General features: G+C 42.9%; 22 protein-coding genes and 1 pseudogene. 12 read left to right on the forward strand and 11 right to left on the reverse strand.

The genetic code is table 11. From position 1 onward, the window contains the following. Positions 1 to 21: 21 nt before the first annotated feature. The 4 genes from ACFFRD_RS23885 to ACFFRD_RS23900 all read right to left on the reverse strand — a co-directional run bounded on the left by ACFFRD_RS23885 (position 22) and on the right by ACFFRD_RS23900 (position 4,140). Positions 22 to 1,188 (reverse strand): pyridoxal phosphate-dependent aminotransferase, encoded by a 1,167-nt coding sequence (locus tag ACFFRD_RS23885; protein ID WP_392477880.1) that lies wholly within the window; start codon positions 1,186 to 1,188, stop codon positions 22 to 24. A gap of 303 nt (positions 1,189 to 1,491) precedes the next feature. After that, positions 1,492 to 1,710: a hypothetical protein gene (locus ACFFRD_RS23890; protein ID WP_114084886.1), complete on the reverse strand. Its 219-nt coding sequence runs from the start codon at positions 1,708 to 1,710 to the stop codon at positions 1,492 to 1,494. Positions 1,711 to 1,881: 171 nt separating this feature from the next. After that, positions 1,882 to 2,904: a tetratricopeptide repeat protein gene (locus ACFFRD_RS23895; protein ID WP_392477882.1), complete on the reverse strand. Its 1,023-nt coding sequence runs from the start codon at positions 2,902 to 2,904 to the stop codon at positions 1,882 to 1,884. 270 nt (positions 2,905 to 3,174) lie between these two features. Continuing rightward, positions 3,175 to 4,140, reverse strand: coding sequence for an AraC family transcriptional regulator N-terminal domain-containing protein (locus ACFFRD_RS23900; protein ID WP_392477884.1), 966 nt, complete (start codon positions 4,138 to 4,140; stop codon positions 3,175 to 3,177). A gap of 344 nt (positions 4,141 to 4,484) precedes the next feature. On the opposite strand from ACFFRD_RS23900, the gene ACFFRD_RS23905 reads away from it, so the two are divergent. The 4 genes and pseudogenes from ACFFRD_RS23905 (at position 4,485) to ACFFRD_RS23920 (ending at position 9,719) form a co-directional block, all read left to right on the forward strand. After that, on the forward strand, positions 4,485 to 5,543 hold the full coding sequence (locus ACFFRD_RS23905) for an NAD(P)-dependent alcohol dehydrogenase (RefSeq protein ID WP_392477887.1): 1,059 nt from the start codon (positions 4,485 to 4,487) through the stop codon (positions 5,541 to 5,543). 27 nt (positions 5,544 to 5,570) lie between these two features. Then, positions 5,571 to 6,578 (forward strand): aldo/keto reductase, encoded by a 1,008-nt coding sequence (locus tag ACFFRD_RS23910; RefSeq protein ID WP_392477888.1) that lies wholly within the window; start codon positions 5,571 to 5,573, stop codon positions 6,576 to 6,578. A 183-nt stretch (positions 6,579 to 6,761) separates the two neighbouring features. Beyond that, positions 6,762 to 8,642: an ABC transporter ATP-binding protein gene (locus ACFFRD_RS23915; RefSeq protein ID WP_392477890.1), complete on the forward strand. Its 1,881-nt coding sequence runs from the start codon at positions 6,762 to 6,764 to the stop codon at positions 8,640 to 8,642. Positions 8,643 to 9,057: 415 nt separating this feature from the next. Continuing rightward, positions 9,058 to 9,719 (forward strand): annotated as a pseudogene (locus tag ACFFRD_RS23920) (transposase). 26 nt (positions 9,720 to 9,745) lie between these two features. On the opposite strand, the gene ACFFRD_RS23925 reads toward ACFFRD_RS23920, so the two are convergent. The 4 genes from ACFFRD_RS23925 to ACFFRD_RS23940 all read right to left on the reverse strand — a co-directional run bounded on the left by ACFFRD_RS23925 (position 9,746) and on the right by ACFFRD_RS23940 (position 15,326). Then, positions 9,746 to 9,862: a hypothetical protein gene (locus ACFFRD_RS23925; RefSeq protein WP_114084935.1), complete on the reverse strand. Its 117-nt coding sequence runs from the start codon at positions 9,860 to 9,862 to the stop codon at positions 9,746 to 9,748. Positions 9,863 to 10,009: 147 nt separating this feature from the next. Continuing rightward, the gene (locus tag ACFFRD_RS23930; protein WP_392477891.1) at positions 10,010 to 11,590 is read right to left on the reverse strand and encodes a Dyp-type peroxidase; all 1,581 of its coding nucleotides are present in this window, start codon (positions 11,588 to 11,590) and stop codon (positions 10,010 to 10,012) included. Positions 11,591 to 11,611: 21 nt separating this feature from the next. Beyond that, positions 11,612 to 14,212: a family 16 glycoside hydrolase gene (locus ACFFRD_RS23935; RefSeq protein ID WP_392477892.1), complete on the reverse strand. Its 2,601-nt coding sequence runs from the start codon at positions 14,210 to 14,212 to the stop codon at positions 11,612 to 11,614. Positions 14,213 to 15,194: 982 nt separating this feature from the next. Beyond that, the gene (locus ACFFRD_RS23940) at positions 15,195 to 15,326 is read right to left on the reverse strand and encodes a hypothetical protein (RefSeq protein WP_392477893.1); all 132 of its coding nucleotides are present in this window, start codon (positions 15,324 to 15,326) and stop codon (positions 15,195 to 15,197) included. A gap of 14 nt (positions 15,327 to 15,340) precedes the next feature. Between ACFFRD_RS23940 and ACFFRD_RS23945 the strand changes: the two genes are divergently transcribed. The 5 genes from ACFFRD_RS23945 to ACFFRD_RS23965 all read left to right on the forward strand — a co-directional run bounded on the left by ACFFRD_RS23945 (position 15,341) and on the right by ACFFRD_RS23965 (position 21,123). Next, the gene (locus ACFFRD_RS23945; protein ID WP_392477895.1) at positions 15,341 to 16,039 is read left to right on the forward strand and encodes a hypothetical protein; all 699 of its coding nucleotides are present in this window, start codon (positions 15,341 to 15,343) and stop codon (positions 16,037 to 16,039) included. Positions 16,040 to 16,074: 35 nt separating this feature from the next. Continuing rightward, positions 16,075 to 18,552, forward strand: a complete 2,478-nt coding sequence (locus ACFFRD_RS23950; RefSeq protein ID WP_392477896.1) for a filamentous hemagglutinin N-terminal domain-containing protein — start codon at positions 16,075 to 16,077, stop codon at positions 18,550 to 18,552. A gap of 287 nt (positions 18,553 to 18,839) precedes the next feature. Further along, positions 18,840 to 19,409, forward strand: a complete 570-nt coding sequence (locus ACFFRD_RS23955; protein WP_392477898.1) for a hypothetical protein — start codon at positions 18,840 to 18,842, stop codon at positions 19,407 to 19,409. 39 nt (positions 19,410 to 19,448) lie between these two features. After that, positions 19,449 to 19,676, forward strand: coding sequence for a histidine kinase (locus ACFFRD_RS23960; RefSeq protein ID WP_392477900.1), 228 nt, complete (start codon positions 19,449 to 19,451; stop codon positions 19,674 to 19,676). A 796-nt stretch (positions 19,677 to 20,472) separates the two neighbouring features. Then, positions 20,473 to 21,123, forward strand: a complete 651-nt coding sequence (locus ACFFRD_RS23965; RefSeq protein WP_392477902.1) for a hypothetical protein — start codon at positions 20,473 to 20,475, stop codon at positions 21,121 to 21,123. Between the two features lie 273 nt (positions 21,124 to 21,396). Here ACFFRD_RS23965 and ACFFRD_RS23970 read toward each other — a convergent pair whose 3' ends face one another. Then, complete coding sequence (locus ACFFRD_RS23970) at positions 21,397 to 21,627, reverse strand: DUF1648 domain-containing protein (protein ID WP_392477904.1); 231 nt, start codon at positions 21,625 to 21,627, stop codon at positions 21,397 to 21,399. Positions 21,628 to 21,679: 52 nt separating this feature from the next. Beyond that, on the reverse strand, positions 21,680 to 22,201 hold the full coding sequence (locus ACFFRD_RS23975) for a hypothetical protein (protein WP_392477905.1): 522 nt from the start codon (positions 22,199 to 22,201) through the stop codon (positions 21,680 to 21,682). Between the two features lie 427 nt (positions 22,202 to 22,628). On the opposite strand from ACFFRD_RS23975, the gene ACFFRD_RS23980 reads away from it, so the two are divergent. Then, on the forward strand, positions 22,629 to 23,993 hold the full coding sequence (locus ACFFRD_RS23980) for a lipid-A-disaccharide synthase-related protein (protein WP_392477906.1): 1,365 nt from the start codon (positions 22,629 to 22,631) through the stop codon (positions 23,991 to 23,993). 57 nt (positions 23,994 to 24,050) lie between these two features. Here ACFFRD_RS23980 and ACFFRD_RS23985 read toward each other — a convergent pair whose 3' ends face one another. After that, positions 24,051 to 24,773, reverse strand: coding sequence for a response regulator transcription factor (locus ACFFRD_RS23985; protein WP_012408175.1), 723 nt, complete (start codon positions 24,771 to 24,773; stop codon positions 24,051 to 24,053). Positions 24,774 to 25,093: 320 nt separating this feature from the next. Here ACFFRD_RS23985 and ACFFRD_RS23990 point away from each other — a divergent pair, with 320 nt between their 5' ends. Together ACFFRD_RS23990 and ACFFRD_RS23995 are read left to right on the forward strand one after the other, a co-directional pair. After that, on the forward strand, positions 25,094 to 25,480 hold the full coding sequence (locus ACFFRD_RS23990; protein WP_392477909.1) for a hypothetical protein: 387 nt from the start codon (positions 25,094 to 25,096) through the stop codon (positions 25,478 to 25,480). A 404-nt stretch (positions 25,481 to 25,884) separates the two neighbouring features. After that, on the forward strand, positions 25,885 to 26,019 hold the full coding sequence (locus ACFFRD_RS23995) for a hypothetical protein (RefSeq protein ID WP_256874388.1): 135 nt from the start codon (positions 25,885 to 25,887) through the stop codon (positions 26,017 to 26,019). The last annotated feature ends 69 nt before the right edge of the window (positions 26,020 to 26,088 follow it).

Below are 26,088 nucleotides of genomic sequence, written 5' to 3' on the forward strand. Positions count from 1 at the left end.
AAATCCAAAATTGAATGACTTTTAACTCCTAATTATAGTTTCCAAACCTTGTACTAATCTTTCTATACCTTCTTTGGCTGTCTCTTTTTGCAGCGCACCGTAAGCAACGCGCAGGTAACATCCGTCATCCATACCAAAAGTTGTACCTGGAATGACTGCTACTTTATGTTCCTGGATTAATCTTTTAACTAACTCAAAAGCATCCATCTGAGTATTAACTTTGAGGAAAAAATAGAAAGCGCCATTAGCTGGTGTGATGCTACATAAACCTTCTAGGCGGTTAAGAGAGTCGAGTACTAATTGCCGCACTTGAGAAATTGCACCTATATTATTCTGCAAATACTCCTCTTTGGCTTGCAATGCCCCTAAAGCTGCATATTGAGAAATCACTGGTGGACAAATCAAAATTGTATCTTGGACTTTTTTGATAGCGACAAATAAGTGTTTAGGAATCACCATATAGCCAATGCGCCAACTAGCAAAACCGTATGCTTTGGAAAGGCTAAATAGAGAAATAGTGTACTTGCTACTCCCAAATGCACCAGGAGAAACGTGCTTTACGCCGTTATAGGTAAAGTATTCATAAGCTTCATCGCTGATGTGGTAAATGCCATTAGTGTCACAAATTTGATTTACTTGGCGCAATGCTGCTTCTGAATAGACGACTCCAGTGGGATTATTGGGCGAAATTGTGACTATAGCCCGTGTTTTGGGAGTAATTGCTTGAGCGATCGCATTTGGGCGTAGTTGGTAATTTTCATCTGTCGTCACTAATACCGGACGACAACCAGCAATTGCGATCGCCATTTCATGGTTGAAATAGTAAGGCGTATTCAAAATAATTTCATCGCCTGGGTTAGTAATAGCAAGAATGGCATTCATGAATCCCATATTGCTCCCTGCTGTCACGACGATGCATTTTTCCCCATTGATTTCAATACCATTGAAGGCTTGCAATTTTCCAGCAAGTGCTGTCAGCAATGGGGGAATTCCCTCAACTGATTTGTATAAATTGTTAGCAGAATCGGCAAAAAATTTGGGTAAAAATTCGATAGTTTCCGGCGGGGGGTTGTAATGAACAACACCCTGTCCTAGAGAGATTGTTCCTGGAGAGTTTTTAATCAGTTCCCCAACCACAGGAATAATCGGCGACTGTACACCCTGCATACGAGAGGTTAGGGATTCCATATTTACTGGGAATTGGGAATTGGGAATTGGGAATTGGGAATTGGGAATTGGGAATTGGGAATTGGGAATTGGGAATTGGGAATTGGGAATTGGGAATTGGGAATTGGGAATTGGGAATTGGGAAACCCACGGGTTTCAAGCGTGGGATTGTAACAAGGACACCGATTTAAGAGCGCTACGCGTCTCGAAAAACATCTTTTTTAAAATGGGATTTTGACCCATAACTAAAGTTTCTATCACTATTCCCTGTTCCCAATTCCCTATTGCCAATAATAATTAACCGGATTTGCGATTACTCAAAATTTAGTCAATGGAAATCTGTTGAGGCCCACTTGCTTTGCCATTATGTGCTTCTGTTGTGCTGCTAGTATAACTATTTGAGCCGCCCTGTTGAGCTAGCCAGCTTTTAACAGGATCGTCTGCAAGATTGAGCCGAAGCACACCAGAGAATAACCCACCCACAAATGAGGCTGGATGCTGGATAAATTCTCTGAATATAGGTGACAATTCACTAATGAACATAAAAAGACTCCTGGCGGTGCCATCAAAAATTATTACTTCTTAATTGATCGTAACCTGTTGATTAGTATATGGTCGGTGGTAGTGAAGTTGCGAACTTTTTGAGCTTCAACTCGAACAAAAAAATTCCCGACTTCTTTAAGAAGTCGGGAATTTGAGCCTGTTGCATCTAAATTACAGAGAATCTATAAACTGCTGTACTTTTTCCAAGAGTGGCTGGTGTTCGATTTGCTCTGCTAAATCTTGAGCGTTTTGGTAGCACGATCGCGCCATTTTTTTACGTTTCGTTGTGGCGTAAAGGGTTCCCATATTCAGCAAAGTTGAAATTTCTCCGAGATTATCGCCCAGTTGTTGATAAATCACAATGGCTTGCTTGTAGAACTTCATTGCTTGGCGATGCTGTGCCAGGGTGCTGTAGGTAAAACCAATGTTGTGAAGGGTTGTTGCTTCGCCTGCGCGATCGCTGATTGCCCGACGTGTCAAAAGAACTTGATAGTAGAGTAATAGCGCTTGTTTCGGTTTTCCTAAATCACTATAGATTGAGGCAATATTATTCAAAGTGGTTGCTTCACCAAGCACATTCTTGACGGCTCGTTGAATTGGAAGTGCTGCTTCAAAAAATTCTAGCGCTTGCTCAAACTTGCCTAAGACATTGTAAGCAAACCCAATGCCATTGAGCGTTGTTGCCTCACCAGAAAAGTCACCTAACAATCGCCGCATCCTCAAAATTTGGTGTTGTAGCAACAGTGCCCGTTTCGGTTCTCCTAAGCGGGTATAAATTAGCGCTACATCATTAAGAGTAGAAACTTCACTTTGAGTATCTTGCGATCGCCTAAAGATTGGCAGTGCTTTGTCAAAATATTCTAAAGCTTGCGAAAAGCGTCCAAGACGGCTGTAGGTAGAACCCAGATTGCTAAGTGCAGTTGCTTCTGCTGGCGGGTTGCCAATTTCAATTGCAACCGAAAGCGCCTGATTAAAGCGCTCTAATGCTCTTTGAGGTTGCCAGCAACTGAGGTGAGCTAAACCGAGATCGTTTAATGTGTGGCCTTCTCTGGCTCGATCTCGAATTGCTCTAGCCAAGTGTAAATTTTTGGTTGCAAGATCGAGAGATTCTTGAAATTTACCGCGCTGGTAGTAGCGGTTTGCTTCATCACGACGTTGTTCCCACTCTTTGACTTGATTTAAAGGTTGCTTCATCTGACCTCAGTTGCTTTCTGCGATAAGTAGGCAGGAAATCTCTTGGGTGTGAACCCCTCTTAGGTTTCCCAAATTTTAACCTTAATCTTCTATCTTTAGATATAAGACGTAAATAGAGAAGTATGATATTGTTCCATATTTATAGGAATATTTATGAAGCAATTAATACAAATACTCCAATAAGGGCGTACATCTGTGCGTCCCTGGTAAATACCTATATTCCAAGTAATTGAAAGGTTGAGATTGCCGACTTTTGGCATCTTGAGGAGATCAGATTGAGCTAGCAGTCTCCCTAGCAGCTTTTCGCAGCCGCTCCACATCGCGCATCGGTGGGGCACCAAAAAGCCGCTTGTACTCCCGGTTGAAATGCGAGGCATCGTCGTACCCCACTCGGTAGGCAGCACTGGTAGCGTCAAGGTTTTCCCCCAGCATCAGACGGCGAGCCTCCTGGAGCCGCAGTTGCTTTTGGTACTGCAAGGGACTCATTGCAGTGACAGACTTGAAGTGATGGTGAAAGCCCGAAACACTCATTCCCAGTTCTCGGGCAATGTTTTCAATCTTGATCGGCTCGTTAAAGTCTTTACGAAGTCGCTCGACGGCTCTGGCGATGTGGTAGGTATAGCCACCCAGAATTGCAATATGACGGAGGCGATTACCTTGCTCTCCCATCAAGAGCCGGTAAATGATTTCCCGCTTAATCAGTGGTGCGAGAACATGAGCTTCAGCAGGGGAATCTAGAAGCCTGACGAGGCGCACCACAGCGTCCAAAAGATTTGCATTCAACGGACTTACATCAATCGCTTTTACATCAGAACGGCTACGAGATGAGGAATACCCTGCCTCGACCATCACTGAGCCAACAAGGGTGGGGTCGAGATCGAGGCGAAGGCTAAAATACGGTTGCGCTTTGGAAGCTTCCAGAATTTGGCTGATAATCGGCAGTTCGACCGTAGCAAGCAGATAATTCATCGGGTCATACTGATAGCGATCGCTGCCTAGAAGAACTTCTTTGCTGCCCTGAGCGATCGCACAGAAGGCAGGGATAGAGACACTATGAACACATTCTGAAGGCGAGGAGGAGCGGTTGAAGTGCAATCCTTTCAGAGGCTCAATCGTCCCATCATGACGAATAGCTCGTGCAATATGCTCTTTGAGTTCGTCTCTGTTGGCTTGCGCTCTCTCTGCCTCGCGCTTTACCTGGTGTTCGTTCCTTAAATCGATATTGGCAGCGTTCATTTCTAAGTTTGCAGGATTGTACAACAATCTTAGACGATCGTTTTATTGCTTGCTCTTGAAGATTCTTAGAATGAAGCTAAAGCAATGAAAAATGATTTCGGCTTCTTGTAAACATTCTGGATTTTTATTCAATAAAAAACTCAGTTTTGATTGGGCAAGAGATTTGCCTACTGACAAGCAGAAGGCATCAAAGCTAACCTTGCTGCTTAAAAAATCCATCCCTATTGATAGAGAAGTGATAAATGCTCAATCTCTACGATTGGGGCAGCCACCTAAATGGCATCAAGTGAAGGAATTAAGGAAAATACCTAGCACCCAAAGTAAACAAATAGGAGCATCAATTCATGTACAACACAAAAGCTTATGCCGCAGCCAGTGCAACATCACCTCTGTCCTCCACCAATATCGAGCGGCGCGATCCAACTGAACAGGACGTGCAGATTCAAATCCTCTTCTGCGGCATCTGCCACTCCGATCTCCATTCGGTGCGTAACGAGTGGAGCAGCAGCGTATCCACGGTCTATCCGATTGTTCCCGGTCATGAGATTGTCGGCCGTGTCACTAAGATCGGCTCGGCAGTTACGAAGTATAAGCCCGGCGACCTGGCCGCAGTCGGCTGCATGGTTGACTCGGATGGCACCTGCCCGCATTGCAGGGGTGGTCTTGAGCAGTTCTGCCCGAACATGACCCAAACCTATAACTCCCCGGACAAGAAACTCGGAGGCGTTACATACGGGGGCTATTCCGATAGCATTGTTGTCGATGAACGCTTCGTTCTGCGCGTTCCCTCCAACCTCGATCTCGCTGGGGTTGCGCCACTCCTCTGCGCCGGAATTACAACCTACTCGCCCATGCGCCACTGGGGTGTCACCAAGGGCAAGAAAGTCGGCGTGGTTGGTCTTGGTGGGCTGGGCCACATGGGCGTGAAGTTCGCTCGTGCATTCGATGCCCACGTCGTCGTCTTCACCACCTCGCCCGACAAGAAAGAAGACGCGCTCCGCCTTGGTGCCGACGAAGTGGTTGTCTCCCGCAACACCGACGAGATGCAGAAGCACGCTGGCAGTTTCGATTTCATCCTCGATACTGTTTCCGCCAAGCACGACATCAACGCCTATCTCAACCTGCTCCACCTTGACGGCAACATCACCCTTGTCGGCGCACCTGAAAAGCCTCTGGATGTCTCGGCATTCAGTCTGATCATGGCGCGCCGCAGTCTTTCCGGCTCTATGATCGGTGGCATCGCCGAAACCCAAGAGATGCTTGACTTTTGTGGCGAGCATAATATCACCGCCGATGTCGAAGTCATCCCCATCCAGAAGGTCAACGAAGCTTATGAGCGACTGCTCAAGTCCGATGTGAAGTACCGCTTCTGTATCGATATGGCATCCCTTAAATCTGCATAACTGAGGTGGAACCTTGAAGGAATAACAATGCAAAATCGCAAACTTGGAAACAGTAATCTAGAAGTCTCGGCGATCGGGCTGGGCTGCATGGGAATGAGCTTTTCTTATGGCCCACCCAAAGACACGCAGGAGATGACCGCTCTTCTGGGGGCCGCCGTCGATCGCGGAATAACATTCTTTGACACCGCCGAAGTCTACGGCCCGTTCACAAACGAAGAGCTTGTGGGCGAAGCCCTCGCTCCCTTCCGGGGGCAAGTGATCATCGCCACCAAATTCGGGTTTGATATTAATCCTAATTCCGATCCCCGTGGTATGAAGGGTTCACCCGGATTGAATAGCCGACCGGAGCATATTAAGGAAGTCGTGGAGGGTTCCCTCAAGCGACTCAAGGTCGAAACAATCGACTTGCTCTATCAGCACCGGGTTGACCCGAACGTGCCGATCGAAGACTTAGCAGGGGCAGTGAAGGAACTGATTCAGGAGGGTAAAGTGAAGTACTTTGGACTCTCGGAAGCAGGAGTGCAAACGATTCGTCGCGCCCACGCGGTTCAGCCGATCACGGCTCTCCAGAGCGAATACTCGCTGTGGACGAGGACTCCTGAAAAGGAAGTGATACCGACCCTTGAGGAACTCGGCATCGGCTTTGTCCCTTACAGCCCGTTGGGTAAGGGCTTTCTCACTGGCAAGATGGACGAAAGCACGACCTTCGACAGTTCCGACTTCCGCAGCACCCTGCCTCGCTTCACAACCGAGGCTCTGAAGGCGAATCAGGCCCTGATTAATCTGCTTGGTAGCATTGCAGAACGAAAAGAGGCGACACCTGCTCAAATTGCGATCGCCTGGCTGCTGGCTCAGAAGCCCTGGATTGTTCCGATTCCAGGCACTACGAAGCTGCATCGCTTGGATGAAAACATTGGGGCAGTCTTAGTCGAACTCACGCCCGACGATCTGCGTGACATCGATAATGCCACCTCCAAGATCGCTGTGCAAGGCGATCGGTACCCCGAAAAGCTGGAGCAAATGACCGGTCGTTGAGCGGCAAAAAAATAGTAAGAATCATCTAGCTGCCATTTTCAACGAGCTAGAGCATAATACGCTACATCTATGTCTGAGTAGGAATCTTGCGGTTTCTATCTCAGGCATGGTATCAGAGTCGCAGGACAAAGGCTACTTTAAATATGCGTATTTTTTTAGAAACATTAATATAATGCTCTTACTATGAGCATCTATCAATCTCTCAAAAAATCTTATACGCAACCTCGTCGCCGTGAAAATGACTGGCGGTTGTTTTTGCGTCTAGTGCCTTACGCCCGTCGTAACGGACAACTATTGGCGCTGTCGATGTGCCTACTCATACCCATCGCCCTAGCTAATGCCGTCCAACCTCTGTTGATTGGCCAAGTTATCTCCCTAATTCGCAATGAGCCAAGCGCTTACGAATTTCTCAGGAATCGCCCCTTGTCCGAAGGGTTAAATATCCTTGAGGGATTGTTATTTGTGGCGATCGCAATCCGATTGATTTTTACAGGCTACCAGGGTTATTTAGTACAGAAGCTAGGGCAACAAATCACCGCCGCAATTCGCCAAGATTTATTTCAGCACGTCACATCCCTAGCAGTACGCTTTTTTGACCGTACACCCGTAGGGAAATTAATCACCAGAATCACCAGCGATGTGGAAGTCTTAGGCGATGTCTTTTCCACTGGGGCAATTGGCATCGTGTCCAATTTGTTTTCCATGCTGGTGATTTTGGGTTTAATGTTTTCCATCGAATGGCAACTCACTTGTTTGCTGCTGTTAATGCTATTACCAGTTACCTGGTTAATTGTTTACATTCAGCAACAGTACCGCAAAGCCAATTACAAAGGGCGGGAAGAACTTTCTATATTGAACTCACAGCTACAAGAAAATGTCTTTGGGATTAACGTAGTGCAGTTATTCCGCAGGGAAAAATTTAATGCCGAACTGTTTCGTGCCACCAACAGCCGCTACACTCAGCAAATGGATCAAACCATTTTTTATGATTCATTTATTTCAGCAACCTTAGAATGGATTGGGCTGATTGCGATTGCAGCTGTTTTGTGTATGGGTGGTCTGTTACTGTTAGGAAAAAGTTTAGCTTTTGGGACTTTATCGGCATTTGTCTTGTATGCCCAGCGATTATTTGACCCTTTAAGAGATTTTGCCGAAAAATTTACAGTAATTCAAGCTGGTTTTACTGCTATTGAACGCGTAGGCGATATATTAGATGAACCGATAGAAATCCGCGATCGCGCCAATGTGCGCTTCTCAATATTTGATGCTAAATTCGGCTACATAGATGAAATCGTTGCAAATCTAGAATCCCCAGATATTACTTCCCCGCCTGAACTGGGAGAGATTTGCTTTGATCATGTCTGGTTTGCTTATAAAAATGATGATTACGTAATTAAAGACTTAGATTTCACCATTCGTCCTGGTGAAAAAGTGGCATTAGTTGGCCCCACCGGTGCGGGCAAAACTTCGATCATCCGGCTTTTATGCCGTCTCTATGAACCCACCAAAGGACGCATTCTCATCGATGGCGTAGATATTCGAGAAGTCCCACAGGCAGAACTGCGGCGCTACATGGCAGTAATTTTACAAGAAGGCTTTTTGTTTGCTGGCGATGTTAAAAGCAACATTTCTTTAGGAGATGGTTATACCATTGAACAGATTCAACAAGCAGCAGAGCAAACCAACGTTGCCCAATTTATAGAAGAACTACCCCAGGGTTATGATACTCAACTTCGAGAACGGGGCACAAATATTTCTAGTGGTCAAAAGCAACTTTTAGCCTTTGCGCGGGCTGCTATTCGCGATCCACAAATTTTGGTGTTAGATGAAGCTACCGCTAGTTTAGATGTTGGCACAGAAGCTTTAGTGCAAGAGGCATTAAACCAGCTAATGCTCAGACGTACCGCCATTATTATCGCTCATCGCCTGTCTACGATTCGCAATGTAGACCGGATTTTTGTTCTTAAGCGTGGCGAATTAATTGAACAGGGAAGTCACGATGAACTACTGGAACAGGGAGGGCTTTATGCAACTTTGCATAACTTGCAGATGTTGGGAAGTTAGGATATTTTCAGAATAATCTGAAGGGGGAAATAGCGATCGCTATTTCTGTAACTACATCCATACCAGCAAATCAAATATCAATTTGTCTTATTTAGAGTATAAAACACCTTTAAAAGACTAGCTGTGTTGCTCCTTCTATGGACTTTAATAATAAACGCCTTATGTGAGATGGGGTAGCAAAAAAGAAGGGGAAACCCCAAGATGAAGGTAACGACACCAAAGCTTGAGGTCTCCCAATGAATATGGTAGACGGTTCAACCCTGTTGACAACAATTTTTGTGCTGGTAGATGACTGGTATCAGCAAAAAGGCTTTCGTTATCAATACCTTCGCCAAAAAAAGAGTATGAAGAGATAGGGCTACCGTAGTAGAGTTATTGTCTCTCACAACGACAACTCAGAAGCTACAAGCAGCCCATGTTCGATATCCTATCACTGCTACAGTGCCTGCTACCACAAATAAATGCTACAACGATGCGGCAATTAAACCAGATAATTCTGGCGATGTTAGCAATGAATGGAAGAGTCACCATGTTGGAAATTTCTCGTTGGGCAGGCATTGGTGGTAGTTATCGGACGATGTTGCGGTTTTTTCATACAGTAATTCCTTGGACAACGTTGTTTTGGCTATTTTTCCGCAAGCATTTGTTCCGTGCGAATGAGGTGTATCTGCTTGCAGTCATGTAATTCTATTTTCTAGTGACCTAAAATTGTCATACGAAAAGATAATCGATTACTACAAACTCCGTTTCCAAATCGAGTTTAATTTTCGTGATGCCAAGCAGTTCTGGGGGCTGGAAGATTTTATGAACTTAAGCCAAACGGCTGTGACTAATGCTGCTAATCTAGCATTCTTCATGGTCAATTTATCCCATCATCTCCTCTGGGATTTTCGTCTCCTTAATCCCGACTCCGGCATTCTTGACCTTAAGGCTCACTATCGTGGTTTTCGATATGTCCATGAAATTTTAAAAATGCTTCCCGAAATGCCTGAGCCTATTTTATTAACCCAGATTTTTGCCAAGCTTACTTCTTTAGGACGTATTCATCCCGTTTCTACAGGCATTGAACCCTCGTAAATTGGCTAAGGTATTGATTAAAGGCATTAGTTACTGCTTAGAGGCGGCGTAATACGATCAGCATTAGGAATAAAGTCAACAACTATCACTCTTCCATCAGCAACCAGCGCCTTTTTAATTTTTCTCAGTAATTTTTCACACATCACCACATCGAAATGATGTAAACAATTACAAACGGCTTGATTAGTAAAGCTTTTAGCTTTTCTTAGTGCTATTCGAGTAAGGGGGAAAGGGAAAAAGTAGAAACCCTTCACCTTTTGCCTTTCCCCTTTACCCGACTTTTAGAGTCCTTATTTGCTTGGTGAACTACCACTGAGATTTTTTAAAAAACTAATCGAAGGAGAGAAAAAATATTCCCCACCTTTGAGAGTGACAAATTGACCAAATTGATTTTCGTCGGGAATTTCGGGCTTGACTGTAGATTTACCCCACTGTGATGGCCAATTTTTTGGGGGTTTAGGAGCTTCATTAATCACTGGATCGGCTTGCTCACCCAGTTTTTGACCGATAACCGCGTCTAATCCCGTTTTATCATAGTTTGGATTTGTGCCACCAGAAATACCAGGTTCAAGGAAGTTGGGATTATTACACCAAAAACGCTGAATAAACTCAAACTGCTCCCAGATATCTGATTGGTAGCACATGAAAAGTAATCCAACTCCATTGGTGGGAAGATCATCTAAATTATCAGAACTGCTGAGAGGTCCTCCATAGGTAATACCACGTCGAGCAATTCTGTGTCCTAGTTCTTCCTCCTTCGACTTAGCGAAAGGACCATCTGCTTTCACAGATTCCAATCGGGGATTACTTTTACGGATATGGGCATGAAAAGGACAAGTCAAACCCAACTTATCACCTTGATAATTGAAATCGTTGGGGATAGCGGGTTTGTTTGTGTTCGCCCAAGCACCGTCACCAGGTTGCAGGACAATAGGTGAACCATCCTCGTAACGTCCCACTGCCATCGCTCCTGCTAATTCTCTTGGCAGTCCTAAGCTTTCTCCTAACTTAGCTTCAGCAGTTTTGAAACCTTGCACATTCTGTTCGAGTTTGCGAAAAACTAAGAAACTACCAAAACTAACGTCTGCCGTCTTGCCATTTGGGTCGGGAATTAAAACCAACTTTAAAGGAGCAGCTGGTTCCCAGAAACGAGTTCCTTTTAGGCTTTTCTCTCGTTCGTACTGTTTTTTTAGAAAGATAGGTTGACTAACACCATCAGCATAACCAAAGTGTTCGACAACTACACCGAACTCATTACTAGGGTTAGTCGTATCGACAGTATCAAATTTGCGTCGTAAGGTAAACCCACGCTCGATGGTTCTGACTGTGGCGATATCTTTGAGTTGTTCAAGAATTTTAATTTCCTGAGCGATTAATTCCGCCGGATCATCGTTAGCAAGGAGCAAAACTGCATCAATTGAGTTTTGAAATCCACTTTCCCAGTTACTCGTAGGCGGATCAAGAAGAACTGAGGCGCGATTTTTCATTCCTTCTTGAAAAGAATTGGCGTAAAATGGAGCTGTTCGTTTTTGTGGGTTTGCTCCTGTAGGTATTTTGTTTACTGGGATGCCGAGACGAGCATAACCACTAGTACTCAAAGCAAAATGGGTGAATAAACCCGCATCAACTTTCTCTCGTTTATAGCGTTCTGTTCCATCCAATTGGGCTTTAGCTGAAGTAACGTCTAATCTAGCAATCCACTTTTTGACGTTTTCGATCTGATTGGGTTTATCGAAGGCGATAAAAATATGGGCAGCATGATCTCGTCCATGCCCGTTAAGGATGTTTCCTTGTAAGTCCTTGAGAACATCTGCAATTTTGGGATTATCTTGATCAATTGGCCCTGAATTGGTCGTTAAATCTAATGGCATAGTTATTATATTCTCCGTGTTTTACAATTCTTTAATGCGGATATTGCGGAACTGAACAATTTCGGTGTGGCATTGTAGGGCTATATAACCTTCCCTCTGCTTTGGTGCAGCAATAGTAGTGTTAGATACTTTCTCACCATTAAGAACTACGACAATCGAATCGCCTTGAACAGTAATCTCGTAAACATTCCAAGGCCCATCAGCTGTAAATCTGGGACGGATTACCTTACTCATACCCTGTGCTGCGGGAGCAAGAGTATAAATTGCGCCTGTCTTCTCACGGAATCCCCCAAATATTGATTGAGGATTTCTATCATCTCGATAATTCTTCCCAGTTTCATCGATTTGAATTTCTGTACAAGCTTCATAGAAAGAGTTGTCAAGGGATTTTCCTGTAGGATCTGGGATACGTAAAAATATTCCAGAGTTCGCACGTATAGAAAAGGCTTTCCACTCTAGACGCAGAACAAAATCTTTGAATTGCTTCGGTTGATAATAGAGCAACCCTAAAACACTATCTGCGCCAGCTTTCCCTGCTTCAATAATAGGAGGCTGCCCTAAAGGCTGTAAGGGTGTAAAGTTGGCAGCCCCAACAGAACGCCATACACCAGGAAAATTACCGTTGAAGAGAGATTGAAAGTCACCATCTTTGTCTTCAAAAGGCTTTTCTTCTTGATATCGCTCAGTAATACCTAAAGCTACTTTACGAGCCAGCGCTAACCCGGTAGGTACGGGATTCGCCGAGCCTGCTGTGGGGAACAAGGACTGATCGGCACAATAAGCATTGGCAACATGATGAAAGCGTCCATGCACATCAGTTACAGATGTCTCTGGATTTTCCCCCATCCAAAGAGTACCGCACTCATGATAAGTAGTTCCTAAGCCGTCTTCAACAGCATCAACAAGTACGATATTGGGATTAGCGTTAGGTTCACCCTGTTTTTTGCCAGCTTCTTCAACGGTAACATTGGCTAACCGAGCAATGAATTGGAAAGCTGCTGCCCTCTGTGCATTACGAAGTTTCAATACCTCGTCCGTTTCCACAAGTTGAACATAGCCTTCTGGGTTGCCAAAACGGTCTTTAGCTGAGGGGCTGGTATCCATCCAACTAGTGTTGGCACTACGTACCCCGCTATATTCTACTGGCGCTTCTTTGTCGCCGAAATCTTCCCCACAAGTTCTTATCCCTACGGTGATCCATTCATTGGCATCTGGCTCACCTTTTAGCTGTTGGGCTTTCTCAAGTAGGTCATCGCGATCGGGTATCATCTGATAAAGAGAGTACTCGGCGTTATTGCCAGCATTGGGTGCTGCGTAAAATTGGAAGTGAAAGCGTCCAGTGAGGTTATTGGAGTTTAAATCTGTTGCTGTACCCTCAATCTGTAAAGCTGCCTGCTGTAAAACTTTATCCTTGAAGATATCTTTTAACAATCCTTCTTCTTCTAAGATAGGTAAACTTTCGAGGTGGGTGCGGCGTATCTTCCAAAGATAATTACCTCGAATATGAACCATCAGGTTAGCTCCCATACGTTCTTTTGTAAGTAACGCTGGGCGAGGGAAAGAGTTTCTGGCTATGCGGGTTGAATTGACACAATTAGCAGCTAAAACTACCATCCCTTGCTCAGGAACTGTAATGTTTTGAACTATCTCGCCTGCACCAACTGGGTCATTAACAGCAACTCTTATGCCTCGGACAACTCCCTCTTGTGTTTCTAAATTTAGGACAGTAACGTTTGGTACTAAAAATAGATAGCGATCTTGATCATTATTGTTTGACCTTCCTACATCCTCCCGAATCGCACTCAAAAGACCAGGTAGACTGCTATATTTATCTGGACTAAACAATCCGGATAATTCAGATTCAACTTTGACTGCGATCGGTGGTTGAAGCACACGATCAATTGAATAACTATCTACTGGGATGTTGAATGGAGTTAATTTACGAGAGCGTTTGAGTAAAGCTTCGTAAAGTCCGCCATAGATAAAGTCCTCTTCTTTACCACGTCGATCAACATCGTAATCTGCGCCAATTTCTTGAGTGATAAAATCATAGCCCTGTTCGCTCTTCAAGAATGCAGAGACTGAGTTGGGCCACTGAAGCAAATCAGCAGTAGTCAAGGAAGGAGACCAACCACCCCAAAAAAGACCTTTCCCACCAACACAACGATGATGAGGTCGGAATTTTCCGGCAAAATCGCGTCCAAATGGAACTCCTTGTCCCTCTGATGTACCATTTGCGTTAATGATTCGATATTGTCCTTCAGGTAGAAGACTGGCAAGAGGTAATTCATAAAGTCCTCCTAATCCCAAAGGTAGGTTTTGGAAATGTTCGTGAATCAAAAATGGGCCTTCTTGAAGAACTAAAATTTTAGGGCGAGGACGACCAGACCCAAAATTCTTTGTTTTGTTATATATATCGGTTGCAAAATATGCGCCATACATTCCCGATCCAACTACAATAACGTCAAAGCCACCTGGTACGGCTGCTAAAGCTTCATCTAGGGTATTGCAAACAAACCTGGAAAGGGCATCACGATTGAATGATGTATCCTGAATACCACCTGGTGCTATTACAGGTTCACCTGATGGATTAAGGAATTTAGCTAATTTTTGTAATGGCATATTGATTATTAGATTGACAACTTGAAATCTATGAAAGCAGTCTTTATGAGAAAACCTACGATGTTATCTACCTCTATTTTTTGATTCTGAGTAACACAATAGACACGTTTGTTGGAATAAATTTTGAGCCTGATTTCATATTGAAATATATCTAAGGGATGAGAATCTACGTTCAATACGTCAAGTCGCTTTGCTTGAATTAAAGACTCAAAAGTAGGGTTCCCCTTAACTGTCTTATCTGCTGATTTTTAGCTATTTATGCAGATTTTAGAAAAATCATCGATTTGTTTGTTGACACAATTTATGTGTTATGGAAGGCTTTTTTGCATGAATCGAAAAAAGATACACCAATACTTGATTGGAGCGGTATATTAGTCTGCTATTTTGTAGATGCTCGGCTTACCTAACTGCATCATGCGGTTAAGCTTCAATTTCACAATGAACTGAATATAATTCCTTTGCCTGACTCATCTTCGGTTCTTATAAAACACAAGATATATAAAAGCGTTTCTTTTTTTTCATCCATAACACTGAAGTTCCCCTATTAATAAAGAGAAGGGTTTGATGAATCGTACTATTTACAATCTTTATAAAGCTACAAATCCACAAATATAGATTCCAGAAAATACTACCACCTTTTTAGCTAGATATTTGATGGTTTTATACTCTGTAAAAATAAAAATAACTTCTGTTGAAATAGACAATTTTACTAATTAGGAAAATCCTTATTTTATCTAAGGATTTTCCTTAGTCTCATATTCACTTTTTTGATTAATGCGTTTTTTAGTAGTATCAAAAGCTTCTATCTACCCAAGTGCTGCATAGCGTAAAACATCATAAATATTCAGTCGTTTCATCAGTTGCAATCACTGTACTTTGGCTGTTTTAGGACTGATGTTTAATAAGTCTGCAATCTCTTTTGTAGAAAGCCTTTCTTTGATACCCTACCAGAGTCACTCAAAGACAAGATTACTAAACCTTCTCAGACTCGTTCGCTACTCCGACTGGTTAAAACTCCCGATAAGTTAGAGCAAGCTGTTGCGATGGCGTAACCGCCCGCCGTAGGCATCGCAGCCAAAGAAAAACCCTTCCCTACTGCCGCCGATTTTGCCAAAGCAGTACAACAGGTTGCACCAACAACTCCAGCAGCGCATTCAGGAACTAGAACGTGCTGTACAACAGCATCCGGTTCAACAGTGGGGGAATACCATGACCCAGCAAGCGACTAAAGCGTTGAACAAGCAAGTCAAGCTTGCCTTGGAGAAAACTATTGATTTGCGATCGCCTACGCCATCGCTAGCCCAGGAACCACCAAAGGAAAATGCCCAAGCATGTCTGCGGCTCATGGGCATGGCTTTGAAAAACTTAGCCAGTGCCATGAACAATACTCAGGCATTGGAGGCAGCAGCCCTAATTTTAGGTAGTGACCCGACACCAACTGCGATGGTCGAAGACCCGCCTTCGGCGATCGCATATCGAGCCGAGCAATTAGAAATGCTGCCCCAGGCGGTTAGCGACATTCGGCAAGTAATTGCAAAACCTGGATGTACGTGGCAAGACTTTTGGGCAGTGGCGCAAGAGTATGAGGTGATTAAACAAGATTATTTGGTGGAATTGACCATCCAGGAGACTGATTTAATTACCGTACTTCAAACGGCATCTACTGAACCTCCCATAATCGGGCTTGGTTCTATTGTTTCTCATGCTGACCCTTACCGCACTTTGTATGTTGCCAGAGGAGAAGTGATTCAGGATTTGGGAGATGAGGTAATCGTTGCATGGGATCACTTAAAACTGTTGATGGTGTTCAAACACAATACTGTTTAGGGAACCCTATATATATTATTAATAAAAAGTGAGCGATGAAAGCACCTTTTGTTTGCTGGGATTTGATTAATTTAATGCTGACAGGTGGGATGCTCCTTTGGTGTACCTCTGTGAGTGCCCAGCTAACTCCCGATGGCACCCTCAATACTACTGTCTCCCAAAGCGGTAATAACTTCACCATTACTAATGGTAGTGCCGCCAACAGTAACTTATTTCACAGTTTCCAGCAGTTTTCGGTTCCCACTGGCGGTTCGGCTACTTTTGATTTAGTAAACACGCCCAACATTTCTACCATCTTCAGCCGTGTTACTGGCGGTAATATCTCTAGTATTGATGGCTTGATTCAGAAGATTAACGGCAACAATCCCGTCAGTCTGTTCTTGATCAACCCTAGTGGGATAATCTTTAGAGCCAATGCCCAACTAAACATTGGGGGTTCATTTATTGGCAGCACTGCCAACAGTATTAAATTTGCCGATGGTGCTGAGTTTAGTGTAATTAATTCTGAATCTGCCCCGTTGTTGAGTATCAATGTTCCCATTGGGTTGCAACTGGGTAACAATCCCGCATCAATCACTGTTCAAGGTACAGGACATACCTTGAGGAATGTCAGTGGACTGGCTCTGGTTCCCCCGATTCAGACTCCCAGTTCTACAAAACTGCGGGTAGAGCCGGGAAACACCCTAGCTTTAGTGGGTGGCGACATACATCTAAATGGGGCAAACTTAATCGCTGAAAGAGGACGAGTTGAATTGGGTAGTGTAAGCGGTACAGCATTGGTAAAGCTGATACCAACCGCACAGGGCTATACACTGGGATATGGGAATGTACAAAGCTTTGGCGATATTCAACTGGCACAGCGATCGCTATTAGATATCAGCGGCGTGAATGCAGGTTCGGTTCAAATTCAGGGTAGGCAAATTCAATTCACCGATGGCTCTCTGGTACTGGCGCAAAATTTTGGCAATCTCCCCGGTGGTGACATTCGTCTTCAGGCTACAGAGTCAATTAATATGATTGCTAAAACAGCTGATGGCACAATTCGGAGCGGAGTGCGTAGTGATGCTTTGGGTATGGGAGCTAGTGGGAATATCAGCGTTCTTACTCCCAACTTCACTATCAAATCGGGAGCGGGTTTGAATAGCACAACTCTTGGAGCAGCTCCCAGTGGCAATATTTACATTGATGCAACCACCATTGAACTGTCTGGCTTTTCACCCAATAATCCTGCTGATGTCACCACGGTAAACACTACTACACTAGGCACTGGGAATGCTGGTGATGTTTTCGTCAATGGTAATAGTCTACTAGTATCAAGCGGTGCCTCACTATCTTCGGCTACCTTTGGCAGTGGTTTTAGCGGGAAAGTGACGATTCGTAACACCAACACCACCGTGATCGGAGAAAGTCCCTCTGGACTTTACAGCAACATTAGCTCAACTACATTTGCAACCGGAAGTGCCAAAACCTTGACCCTAGATACTGCGAAATTGCAAATTTTGGATGGAGGAGCAGTTGCCACTACCGCATTTTTTGCAGGGAATGGAGGAGATTTGAGGATCAATGCTACTGAAGCGATCGTCATCAGTGGTCAAGGTCGGGCAACTAATAGCAGCATTAACGCCTCTACCATCCGACCCGATCCTTTATTGCGGAAACGATTTGGTCTACCAAATATATTAACAGCGAATGCCGGCACTGTGAGCATTACCACACCGAACTTAACGCTGATGGATGGCGGGACAGTCAGTGTCACCAGTCAAGGTAGTGGAAATGGTGGCAATATTAATATTAGTGCAGCCAGCATCCAATTAAAGAATCAAGGGTTTATTCAAGCACAAACAGAATCCGGTAATGGTGGCAATATTAAATTGTCCACCAAAAACCTGTTGCTTCTGCAAGACAATAGCCAGATAACCTCAACAGCTGGCGGTTCAGGGAATGGAGGTAATATAAACATCAATGCACCCATCATCGTCGGCTTCAAAAACAGCGACATTATTGCCAATGCAGTCCGAGGCAGAGGTGGTAATATTCAAATCACCACTCAAGGCATCTTTGGGCTGAAGTTTGGCAACCAACTCACTCCTGATAGTGATATTACTGCCAGTTCCCAATTTGGGGTAAGTGGCACGGTTCAAGTTAATACTATCGGTATCGATCCAAATTCTGGTTTAGTCGAATTGCCTGCAAATGTCACCGATCCATCTCAGCAAATTGCTACAGGCTGTGCGGATAGTGAAGGCAGCCGCTTTGTGGCAACGGGACGAGGTGGTGTGCCGCAAAATCCCCTTCAGCAGGTAACGAGCGATCACACTTGGTCTGATATCCGCAATCTGACTGCATACCGCAAAACAGGCGAAGTGATAGCTCAAATACCCACAAAAGAGGTAGTTCTTGTCCAGGCTACAGGTTGGCGACGTAATACACAAGGAAAAATTGAGTTAATTGCAGATAAATCTCCTACTCAGGCGCAACAACCATTAACCTGTGCTGCTGTTCCTAAAAATTAATGATGTTATAAATAATGCCCTGAATGGGAACTCTAACTTTAAATCAGTAAAGTAAGTCTTTGGTGATGAGAGTCGTACCCTTCAGTGCTGAGATTTCAGACACAGATGTCCCTGTGGTGTTATCGACCGTATTACCGACTTTTTTCCTAATTTAAGAATGCTTAATCAGTCGGAACGGCTCTATTCATACTAGAGAGAGATTCGTTATATAGAAAGAAGAGTTTCATTCTAAAATTGTGAAAATACCTATGGTTTTGTTAAAAAGGCCATTGAGTTGGAACAGTTCTATGGTTCTCTTAACCTACCCATCGTTTCATCTGTTGCTTTACCTAGAGTGGCTGTTATTAGCCACGGCAGTGTTCATAGAAGTTGTGCTGCCGTTTGAGTTGTCCTGGTCGTTGCTGTTAAGAGTTGTTGCGATCGCAACTTTCAGCTTGATGGGTTTGAGACTACCGATGATGAAGCTGGAAACAAAATTATTTTATACAGCCCTCGAATTCGGTTTAATTTTGCTGCCAACAACTCAACATAGCTTATCTAGTCGCTCCGTTTTCCTGCTGTGTCTAGTATTGGTGATGCGGAGTTGTCTAATATTTAAGCGATCGGGACAGTTGCTTGTCTTGGGTTTATCTCTGCTTACTTATGGAACACTGGTTTTATCAAGACCGATTGTACCTGATAAGTTTATGAGAGAAAAGCTGATCGCTATGTCTTTGGATTGGCGATTAAGTAATATATTATTGTTTAGCTTAACGTTAGTATTCGCTTTATTGTTAATCAATGCTCTGCTTGCAGAGCGCCAAAGTCGAGAGCAGTTAGAAATTGCTCATCTGCAATTAGAGATCACTAATCAATAACTGTGTCAGTATGCGCTACGGATTGAAGATCAGGCAACCTTGCAGGAACGCAATCGAATTGCCCGCGAAATTCATGATGGGTTAGGACACACTCTAGTTGCCCAAACTATTCAGATTAACAACACCCTGTTGTTCTGGGAATCAAATAATGACAAAGCATTAACATTTCTCAAACAGGCAAAGGAATTGGGCGCTGAGGCGCTGCTAGAAATTCGGCGATCGCTTTCTCTTTTACGTTCAAATCCTTCTAAACTTATATTTTACTAATTTTTGGATATTTCAATACTGGCATATTCCAGTACTCTCCCAAGCTCCCAACATTACGCTATCTCTACCAATATTTCTTTGCTGTTGGTGAATTGGATGAATTCTGAACAAATATTCTAAACTTCGGTTGACTTGTCAATAACGAATCGTTAAGATTTAAACAAAATTTTGGATACTCAATTACAGCTATGCTTCGTCTAAAGTCAATTTGTGTGTTAATGCTGGCAACATCAGCATTAAGCCTCATCTCTCACCCCGTTAAAGCTGCTTTAATTAATTTTAATTGTAACTAGATTAGTTTCAGTAATTATATTGTAAACTTTCGTTAGATATATGTGGTCAAATTTACATAAATTCCCACATTCAGAAAATATATTGTAGTGGTTGAGCGATCGCTGAAAAAATCTCATAGCCCTACAAGTATCATCCAGCGAGGGCATCGTCCTAATTAACCTGGTAGATAGTGCTGTTGACTGCTACTAACTTGGCAATTGAGAGAGACAGAATCAGCAGCAGATATACCAGAGAAATATCCGTCTTTTGAACCACAAGAAGCAATTATCCCCGCTAATTAGCTTGCGAAATAGAGCTTCTGCCGCCAGCCTTGAGGAGGGTTTCAGTACTTCCCGTGAAAAGTTCAGATGGGGTAAGGGTTATAAAGAATTATAACTTTGTTTTAAATGAAATACTTACAGAATAAGGCTTTCAAGGATTTTGAGCCAGGTTTTCCATAAAAATAACCGAAAAACTCTGAAAAGATTGTATTGTTATTATTCATTACATCAACATCGTCGCTATGAAAAATCTGTTGCCATTGTTATTGAGTGTTATTTTATTAAGTAGCACATCAAGTTGTAATAAAACTAATACCAAGACTGACAATACTTCTAGTAACAATAAAACTGCCCTCCCTGAAGGCACATCTAGTCAACCAAATAATCAACAAATATCTGTACCTGCTGGAACAAGTTTTGAGACTGTTCTTCAACAAGAGATATCTACGAGTAAAAGCCAAAATAATGACCGCTTTGTTTTAGAAATCAAGAATTCTTCAACCGGAGTCAATAAAGTTCTTCAAGAAGGTCAAATACAGGGACACCTGGAAGATGTAGTCAAAGCTGCTAAAGGAAAAAAAGCAAGTTTACATTTAGTTTTTGATGATATTTCGCTTAAAAATGGTTCATCTTATCCCATTGATGCAACTTTAATAAACACCAAGTTAGAAACAAAAACCAAAGGTAAGTTCATTCAAAATACAGGAATTATTTTAGGTGGTACAATTGCAGGTCATTTTCTTGGTAATCAAGCCAAGTTCAAGCATGGTGGGCTAGCAGGTGGTGCTGCTGCGGCTGCTTTTGTTTTGTCTAGCCCTGGTGGAGAAGTTGCCCTTAAAAAAGGTACAAATATTAAACTTCAATTGAAATCTGCTATTGGTACTACTCAATAGACCATCAGCTATGGCACACTTCATAACTTGAAACTCTTGCTATGACTGGGTAGAGGGATATAAGGTTTGTATGGTAATTTCCGCAGATGAGGACTATTTTGTATGGTGTTAACGTGCCAGAAAAGATTGACTTAACCAATATCCAATTGTCCCAAATATAATTATTGATGTTACAGGCATAAACCATACCCCTAAATTGGGATTTTCTGTAGTCGCTAAATGGAATATTTGCCATTCAATGTCAACAAATATCCAAACCATCTCACTTTTTAACTAATCCAACATTGAACAAGCAATTTGATACTGTTGCAAAGCATTTTGTTCAGTAATTACAACTGGATAATTAAATGTATTAGGATAACGACTAATAAATGTTAAAAGTCCATAAATTGCTAAACCGACAATTGGTAAGAACCACAAAACTTTTTTGCTCCCCCAACCATCGGCTTGTCCATCAAATCCAAAGTGGACAGGTATAGTATCGGGTAATGAGGTAAAAATCACACTGTCTCAGAATAGCGTGTAGCTAAAGCGATTGCTGCTTGACGGTTGTAGATCAAGATTCCCTTGCATTGATACTGGCAAGCGACCAATTACTTTCTGAAAACGGGGACGCATAATCTGCGACTCGCTCCCATCCCCACTTATAAGCAGTGTCAACTAGAATTTCTTTACCATTTCGGAACTTAATAAATTCCTGCCCGTGGTCGTAAAATATATCTGCAACCAGTTGATTACGTTCGTCGTAACCCCACATATCCACTGCTGCCCTCCACCAGCGCTTTCCTCTTGAGAGCAACTGTTCAAGTTCTAAATACTCAGGCTTCCAGTATTTAGTGCGCCATTGATTTGTCAGTGCCTCAATTAGTATCGCAGTCGAGTAGATCGGCTTCAGATTTTCTTCGAGCCAGAGTATGTAAACGATTGCGCTCCTAAAAGCATCTTCTAAACCATAGCTTGATGCTTCTAGAGTGTCTTGAAGTTGCTCGTCACTAAAATTTACGCCGAGCGATCGCAGGGCTGGGGCGTATAAATCAAATAATTCTTGTTCTACTGAATCGGCAGACCAGAACCACATAAGAAAAAGAAAACTCCTGCTGGGTGGCTAAATAAAATTTAGCATTTAGCGTGGGAAGTGTTGATGTGGGGACAAGTAACGATCGCTTACCGAGCCGAGCAATTGCAACTGCTGCCCTAAGCAGTTAGTGATAGTGAAGAAGTTAGGACTTACGCATTGACAGAATAACAAAATAGTGGATTCATAAATAAGGATCGTCTACTTTACAGGTATCGGACAATTATCAATTTTGGATTTTAGATTTTAGATTAAAAGACTTGATTAAAAAGCTTTTCCAATAATTTTAAACAACACATCCTTTGAGAATTTGGCATTAGTTGTAGGAAAGCAAAGAAATAGCGATAATACTAACTTCCAGCTTATTTACCGATTTCCCCTATTTACACCTCTTACCCAAACGACAGTTAATTTTGATATTTTGTTTCTTATGAGTAATTCATCCCGCTTATCTGTAGCTTCTAACTCCCAACCTGCAACTTCTCCTTTACGGTTACTTGTATTAAGTAATGGTCATGGGGAAGATGTAATTGCAGTTCGGATTTTGCAAGAACTCCAACAACAATCAAACCCACCAGAGATATTTGCTTTACCTCTGGTGGGTGAAGGACATGCTTACCAACAGTTGGACATCCCTCTTATCGGTTCAGTCCGCACTATGCCTTCTGGCGGCTTTATTTATATGGATGGCCGCCAGTTGGCGCGGGATGTACGCGGTGGTTTATTGCAACTTACCCTCAGCCAGATTAAAGCTGTCCGCCGATGGGTGAGTTCTCAAAAAAAATTAGGTAATAAAAGAGCAATTTTAGCTGTGGGAGATATTGTCCCCCTGTTGTTTGCAACTTTTAGTGGCGCTAATTATGCCTTTGTGGGTACGGCGAAATCTGAATATTATGTGCGCGATGAAGCTGGATTATTACCACGGAAATCCAAAGACGCGCGTTGGGAAAACTTTTCTGGTTCAGTCTACCATCCTTGGGAACGTTGGTTAATGAGTCGTCGCCGTTGTAAGGCAGTGTTTCCTAGAGATGTGCTGACGACGGAAACATTAAAACAATGGCCAATTCCCGCTTTTAATTTGGGTAATCCGATGATGGATGGTCTGCAACCGACCTTTTCACGCCAACAATTTTATAGTCGGGATAGTCACCAGCAAGAAACGGTTAGACCTTTAATGGTGACTCTTCTTCCTGGTTCCCGTCCGCCAGAGGCATACACCAACTGGGAAAAAATTATGATTGCTGTATCTGCGCTGATGGCAAGTTTTCAGGAGCGAGATTCGGTGTTTTACACTTCTGGCACAGTGATATTTTTAGGTGCGATCGCTCCTGGTTTAGACTCTAATATTTTATCCCAAAGCGTGCAATCCCAAGGCTGGCGGGCGGAATCAGTATGTCCTATCCAACTTCCCGATCCAAATGTATTGACATTTAAACAAAGAAATGCTTATCTTTTGCTGACTCAACAATCCTATAATGACTGCTTGCATTTGGGAGATTTTGCGATCGCAATGGCAGGTACAGCCACAGAACAGTTTATAGGTTTAGGGAAACCTGCGATCGCTATTCCCGGCAATGGCCCCCAATATAACCCTGCCTTTGCTGAAGCTCAAAGTCGTCTTTTAGGCTCATCTTTGATTTTAATTGAGCAACCAGCTAAAGTGGCCGAGATCGTCCAGTCTCTATTCAAAGATCCTGATATTTTGCAAATTATTGCCGAAAATGGACTGCGGCGTATGGGCAAACCAGGGGCCGCACTACGCATTGCAGAATGTTTACAGGAACGATTGAGTTGATGGGAATTGGGCATTGGTTATTAATTCATCTCCCTGATCTCCCTCGTTTCCAGTTCCTTATGCTACTAACCCAGAACGTAAGGCCCTGACGGCAGCTTGGGTACGATCATCAGCACATAATTTATTTAGAATATTACGAACATGAGTCTTTACGGTACCAACTGTAATATAGAGTTTCTCGGCAATTTGCCCATTGCTACACCCAGCTACAATCAATTCTAAGATTTCCAATTCTCGTTGAGTTAGGGGGTATGTTTCTAAAACTTGCTCGTATTCTGACGCTAGCGCCTCAATTTTTACAGTCTTCGGCTTATCAGAATTTTGGCTTTCTCCAGGAATACCTTGGCGCATTTTCCGCAATACCACATTAGCGATCGCCGGATCAATCCAAGAGTTACCGCCGTGCGTTGCTTGAATCGCCTCAGTTAATTTACTGATACTTGTTTCTTTCATGTAATAAGAATCAGCACCTGCTGCAAAAGCTGCAAGTACAGCGTCTTCAGTGTGATCCATTGTTAGGATCAGAATTTTCGTTGTCGTCTGACCAGTTTCAGCTTGATGGCGTTTGAATTTACGGGTGAGTTCAATGCCATCCATGTCAGGTAAACCGATGTCTACAACAGCTACATCTGGCTTTGCCGTTTCCAAAAGTTTTAGTCCTTGAGTCGCATTTGCTGCTTCGCCTATTACTTTCAAGGCGCTGTGAGACTGTAATGCCGCTCTTAGCCCCATTCGTGTTAAGTCATGATCTTCAATTAAAATAATGCTAATTTCATTCATCGCTATACCCGCTCTTACGCTGTTTGCATCTTTCAAAGTATTACCTTTCGTTTAGCGCTTTCTCTTATTTCCCCAAACCAAAGATAGATGATATTTTAACCAGTCTGCATCCATCGCTAGAAATAATAAATTTCCTCTTTTTTTATATTTAGATAGAGGACATATCTAGCTGGAGATATATAGATACTTGCACAAAAAGTATGAAATATTGAGATGAATGCCAAATTGCTCTCTTTTGCTCAGAATTCAGCTTTTAGTTGCCATCTTTCATTAGTTATTTCCTATTATCTTGTACAAAGCTTTGAACAAAGCTTATAAAAATGGACGAAGTTCTGACTTTTAACGGGATCTGGAAAACCTCACTTCCATTCCTTTTTCCTTATAGGAAAGAGGTTTTAAATTCTCCCCCAACCCTACAAGGTTTGAGGACTTGGGGTTTAGGTTTCGCCTCTTCTTTTCCCTATCACGTGAAAAGTCAGGCTCAATGGTGGACAATCTCAAAAGGAATTCAACTACAACTGCATGGGGTAATTACTCGTGCATCCAGATGGTGGGGGACTTATGGCTCAAAAGTTAAACCCTTCGGCAGTCAAAGTGGGCAAGTAATCTTTTTAATGCCAAAAGGCTTAGAAAGACTTGGTATTCTTCCCAAAGTTTGCGAGGAGGTTTTGGGAATTTTCCAAACTGTGAAAGTTTGCGATCGTTAAGAAAATTGTTGAAATTGCAGGAGGTAGGATTACTTGTGATTCACAAATAGGTATAGGAAGCACTTTCTTATTTACCTGGTCTAACCAAATCTAATGGTTAAAACTGCTCAAGCTTATGGTACACGATAATGGTATGCAACTCTCACCAATGGCTGACGACGGTCGCTTGCTCACTCATTTACAATTGGTTTAAGCTTAGTAAAGTATTTTATTTTACTTTATATCAGTTCTGTCTGTTGTGCCTAGAGCAATAGTTTTCGATTTGTTAATTGCTAGTTTTTTGAAAGCCATTGGTCGTTTGCTAGGAGTTTAATTTCAATAGTCTGGCAAACTAAACAGATTAAAAATACAACAGACTAAATTTAACCCAACAATTAGCTTTAAAAGCAACTCCTGTAATTGTAATGACAACCTCAAATCAAGATCAACACCGAGTGAAAGCTGACGACTTAAATCTAGCCAGACATATCCTCAAGCCTTTCATCTTGCCTAATGTCAAGATGATGGCAACGCAAAACAAGTATTGGATATTGTGCTAAACGCCTTAGTTAATCAAGTTACAGATTTTAAATCTCCGAAAATCTTATATTTTTTTTAATTGGATAATC

Source organism: Nostoc sp. C110, assembly GCF_043099725.1.
GTDB classification, from domain to species: Bacteria; Cyanobacteriota; Cyanobacteriia; order Cyanobacteriales; family Nostocaceae; genus Nostoc; species Nostoc muscorum_A.

Bases quoted from the DNA above. Each gene is read 5' to 3' on its own strand.
- ACFFRD_RS23885 (WP_392477880.1), bottom strand. From the start codon at position 1,188: ATGGAATCCCTAACCTCTCGTATGCAGGGTGTACAGTCGCCGATTATT.
- ACFFRD_RS23890 (WP_114084886.1), bottom strand. From the start codon at position 1,710: ATGTTCATTAGTGAATTGTCACCTATATTCAGAGAATTTATCCAGCAT.
- ACFFRD_RS23895 (WP_392477882.1), bottom strand. From the start codon at position 2,904: ATGAAGCAACCTTTAAATCAAGTCAAAGAGTGGGAACAACGTCGTGAT.
- ACFFRD_RS23900 (WP_392477884.1), bottom strand. From the start codon at position 4,140: ATGAACGCTGCCAATATCGATTTAAGGAACGAACACCAGGTAAAGCGC.
- ACFFRD_RS23905 (WP_392477887.1), top strand. From the start codon at position 4,485: ATGTACAACACAAAAGCTTATGCCGCAGCCAGTGCAACATCACCTCTG.
- ACFFRD_RS23910 (WP_392477888.1), top strand. From the start codon at position 5,571: ATGCAAAATCGCAAACTTGGAAACAGTAATCTAGAAGTCTCGGCGATC.
- ACFFRD_RS23915 (WP_392477890.1), top strand. From the start codon at position 6,762: ATGAGCATCTATCAATCTCTCAAAAAATCTTATACGCAACCTCGTCGC.
- ACFFRD_RS23925 (WP_114084935.1), bottom strand. From the start codon at position 9,862: ATGTGTGAAAAATTACTGAGAAAAATTAAAAAGGCGCTGGTTGCTGAT.
- ACFFRD_RS23930 (WP_392477891.1), bottom strand. From the start codon at position 11,590: ATGCCATTAGATTTAACGACCAATTCAGGGCCAATTGATCAAGATAAT.
- ACFFRD_RS23935 (WP_392477892.1), bottom strand. From the start codon at position 14,212: ATGCCATTACAAAAATTAGCTAAATTCCTTAATCCATCAGGTGAACCT.
- ACFFRD_RS23950 (WP_392477896.1), top strand. From the start codon at position 16,075: ATGAAAGCACCTTTTGTTTGCTGGGATTTGATTAATTTAATGCTGACA.
- ACFFRD_RS23955 (WP_392477898.1), top strand. From the start codon at position 18,840: ATGGTTCTCTTAACCTACCCATCGTTTCATCTGTTGCTTTACCTAGAG.
- ACFFRD_RS23965 (WP_392477902.1), top strand. From the start codon at position 20,473: ATGAAAAATCTGTTGCCATTGTTATTGAGTGTTATTTTATTAAGTAGC.
- ACFFRD_RS23975 (WP_392477905.1), bottom strand. From the start codon at position 22,201: ATGTGGTTCTGGTCTGCCGATTCAGTAGAACAAGAATTATTTGATTTA.
- ACFFRD_RS23980 (WP_392477906.1), top strand. From the start codon at position 22,629: ATGAGTAATTCATCCCGCTTATCTGTAGCTTCTAACTCCCAACCTGCA.
- ACFFRD_RS23985 (WP_012408175.1), bottom strand. From the start codon at position 24,773: ATGAATGAAATTAGCATTATTTTAATTGAAGATCATGACTTAACACGA.
- ACFFRD_RS23990 (WP_392477909.1), top strand. From the start codon at position 25,094: ATGGACGAAGTTCTGACTTTTAACGGGATCTGGAAAACCTCACTTCCA.
- ACFFRD_RS23995 (WP_256874388.1), top strand. From the start codon at position 25,885: ATGACAACCTCAAATCAAGATCAACACCGAGTGAAAGCTGACGACTTA.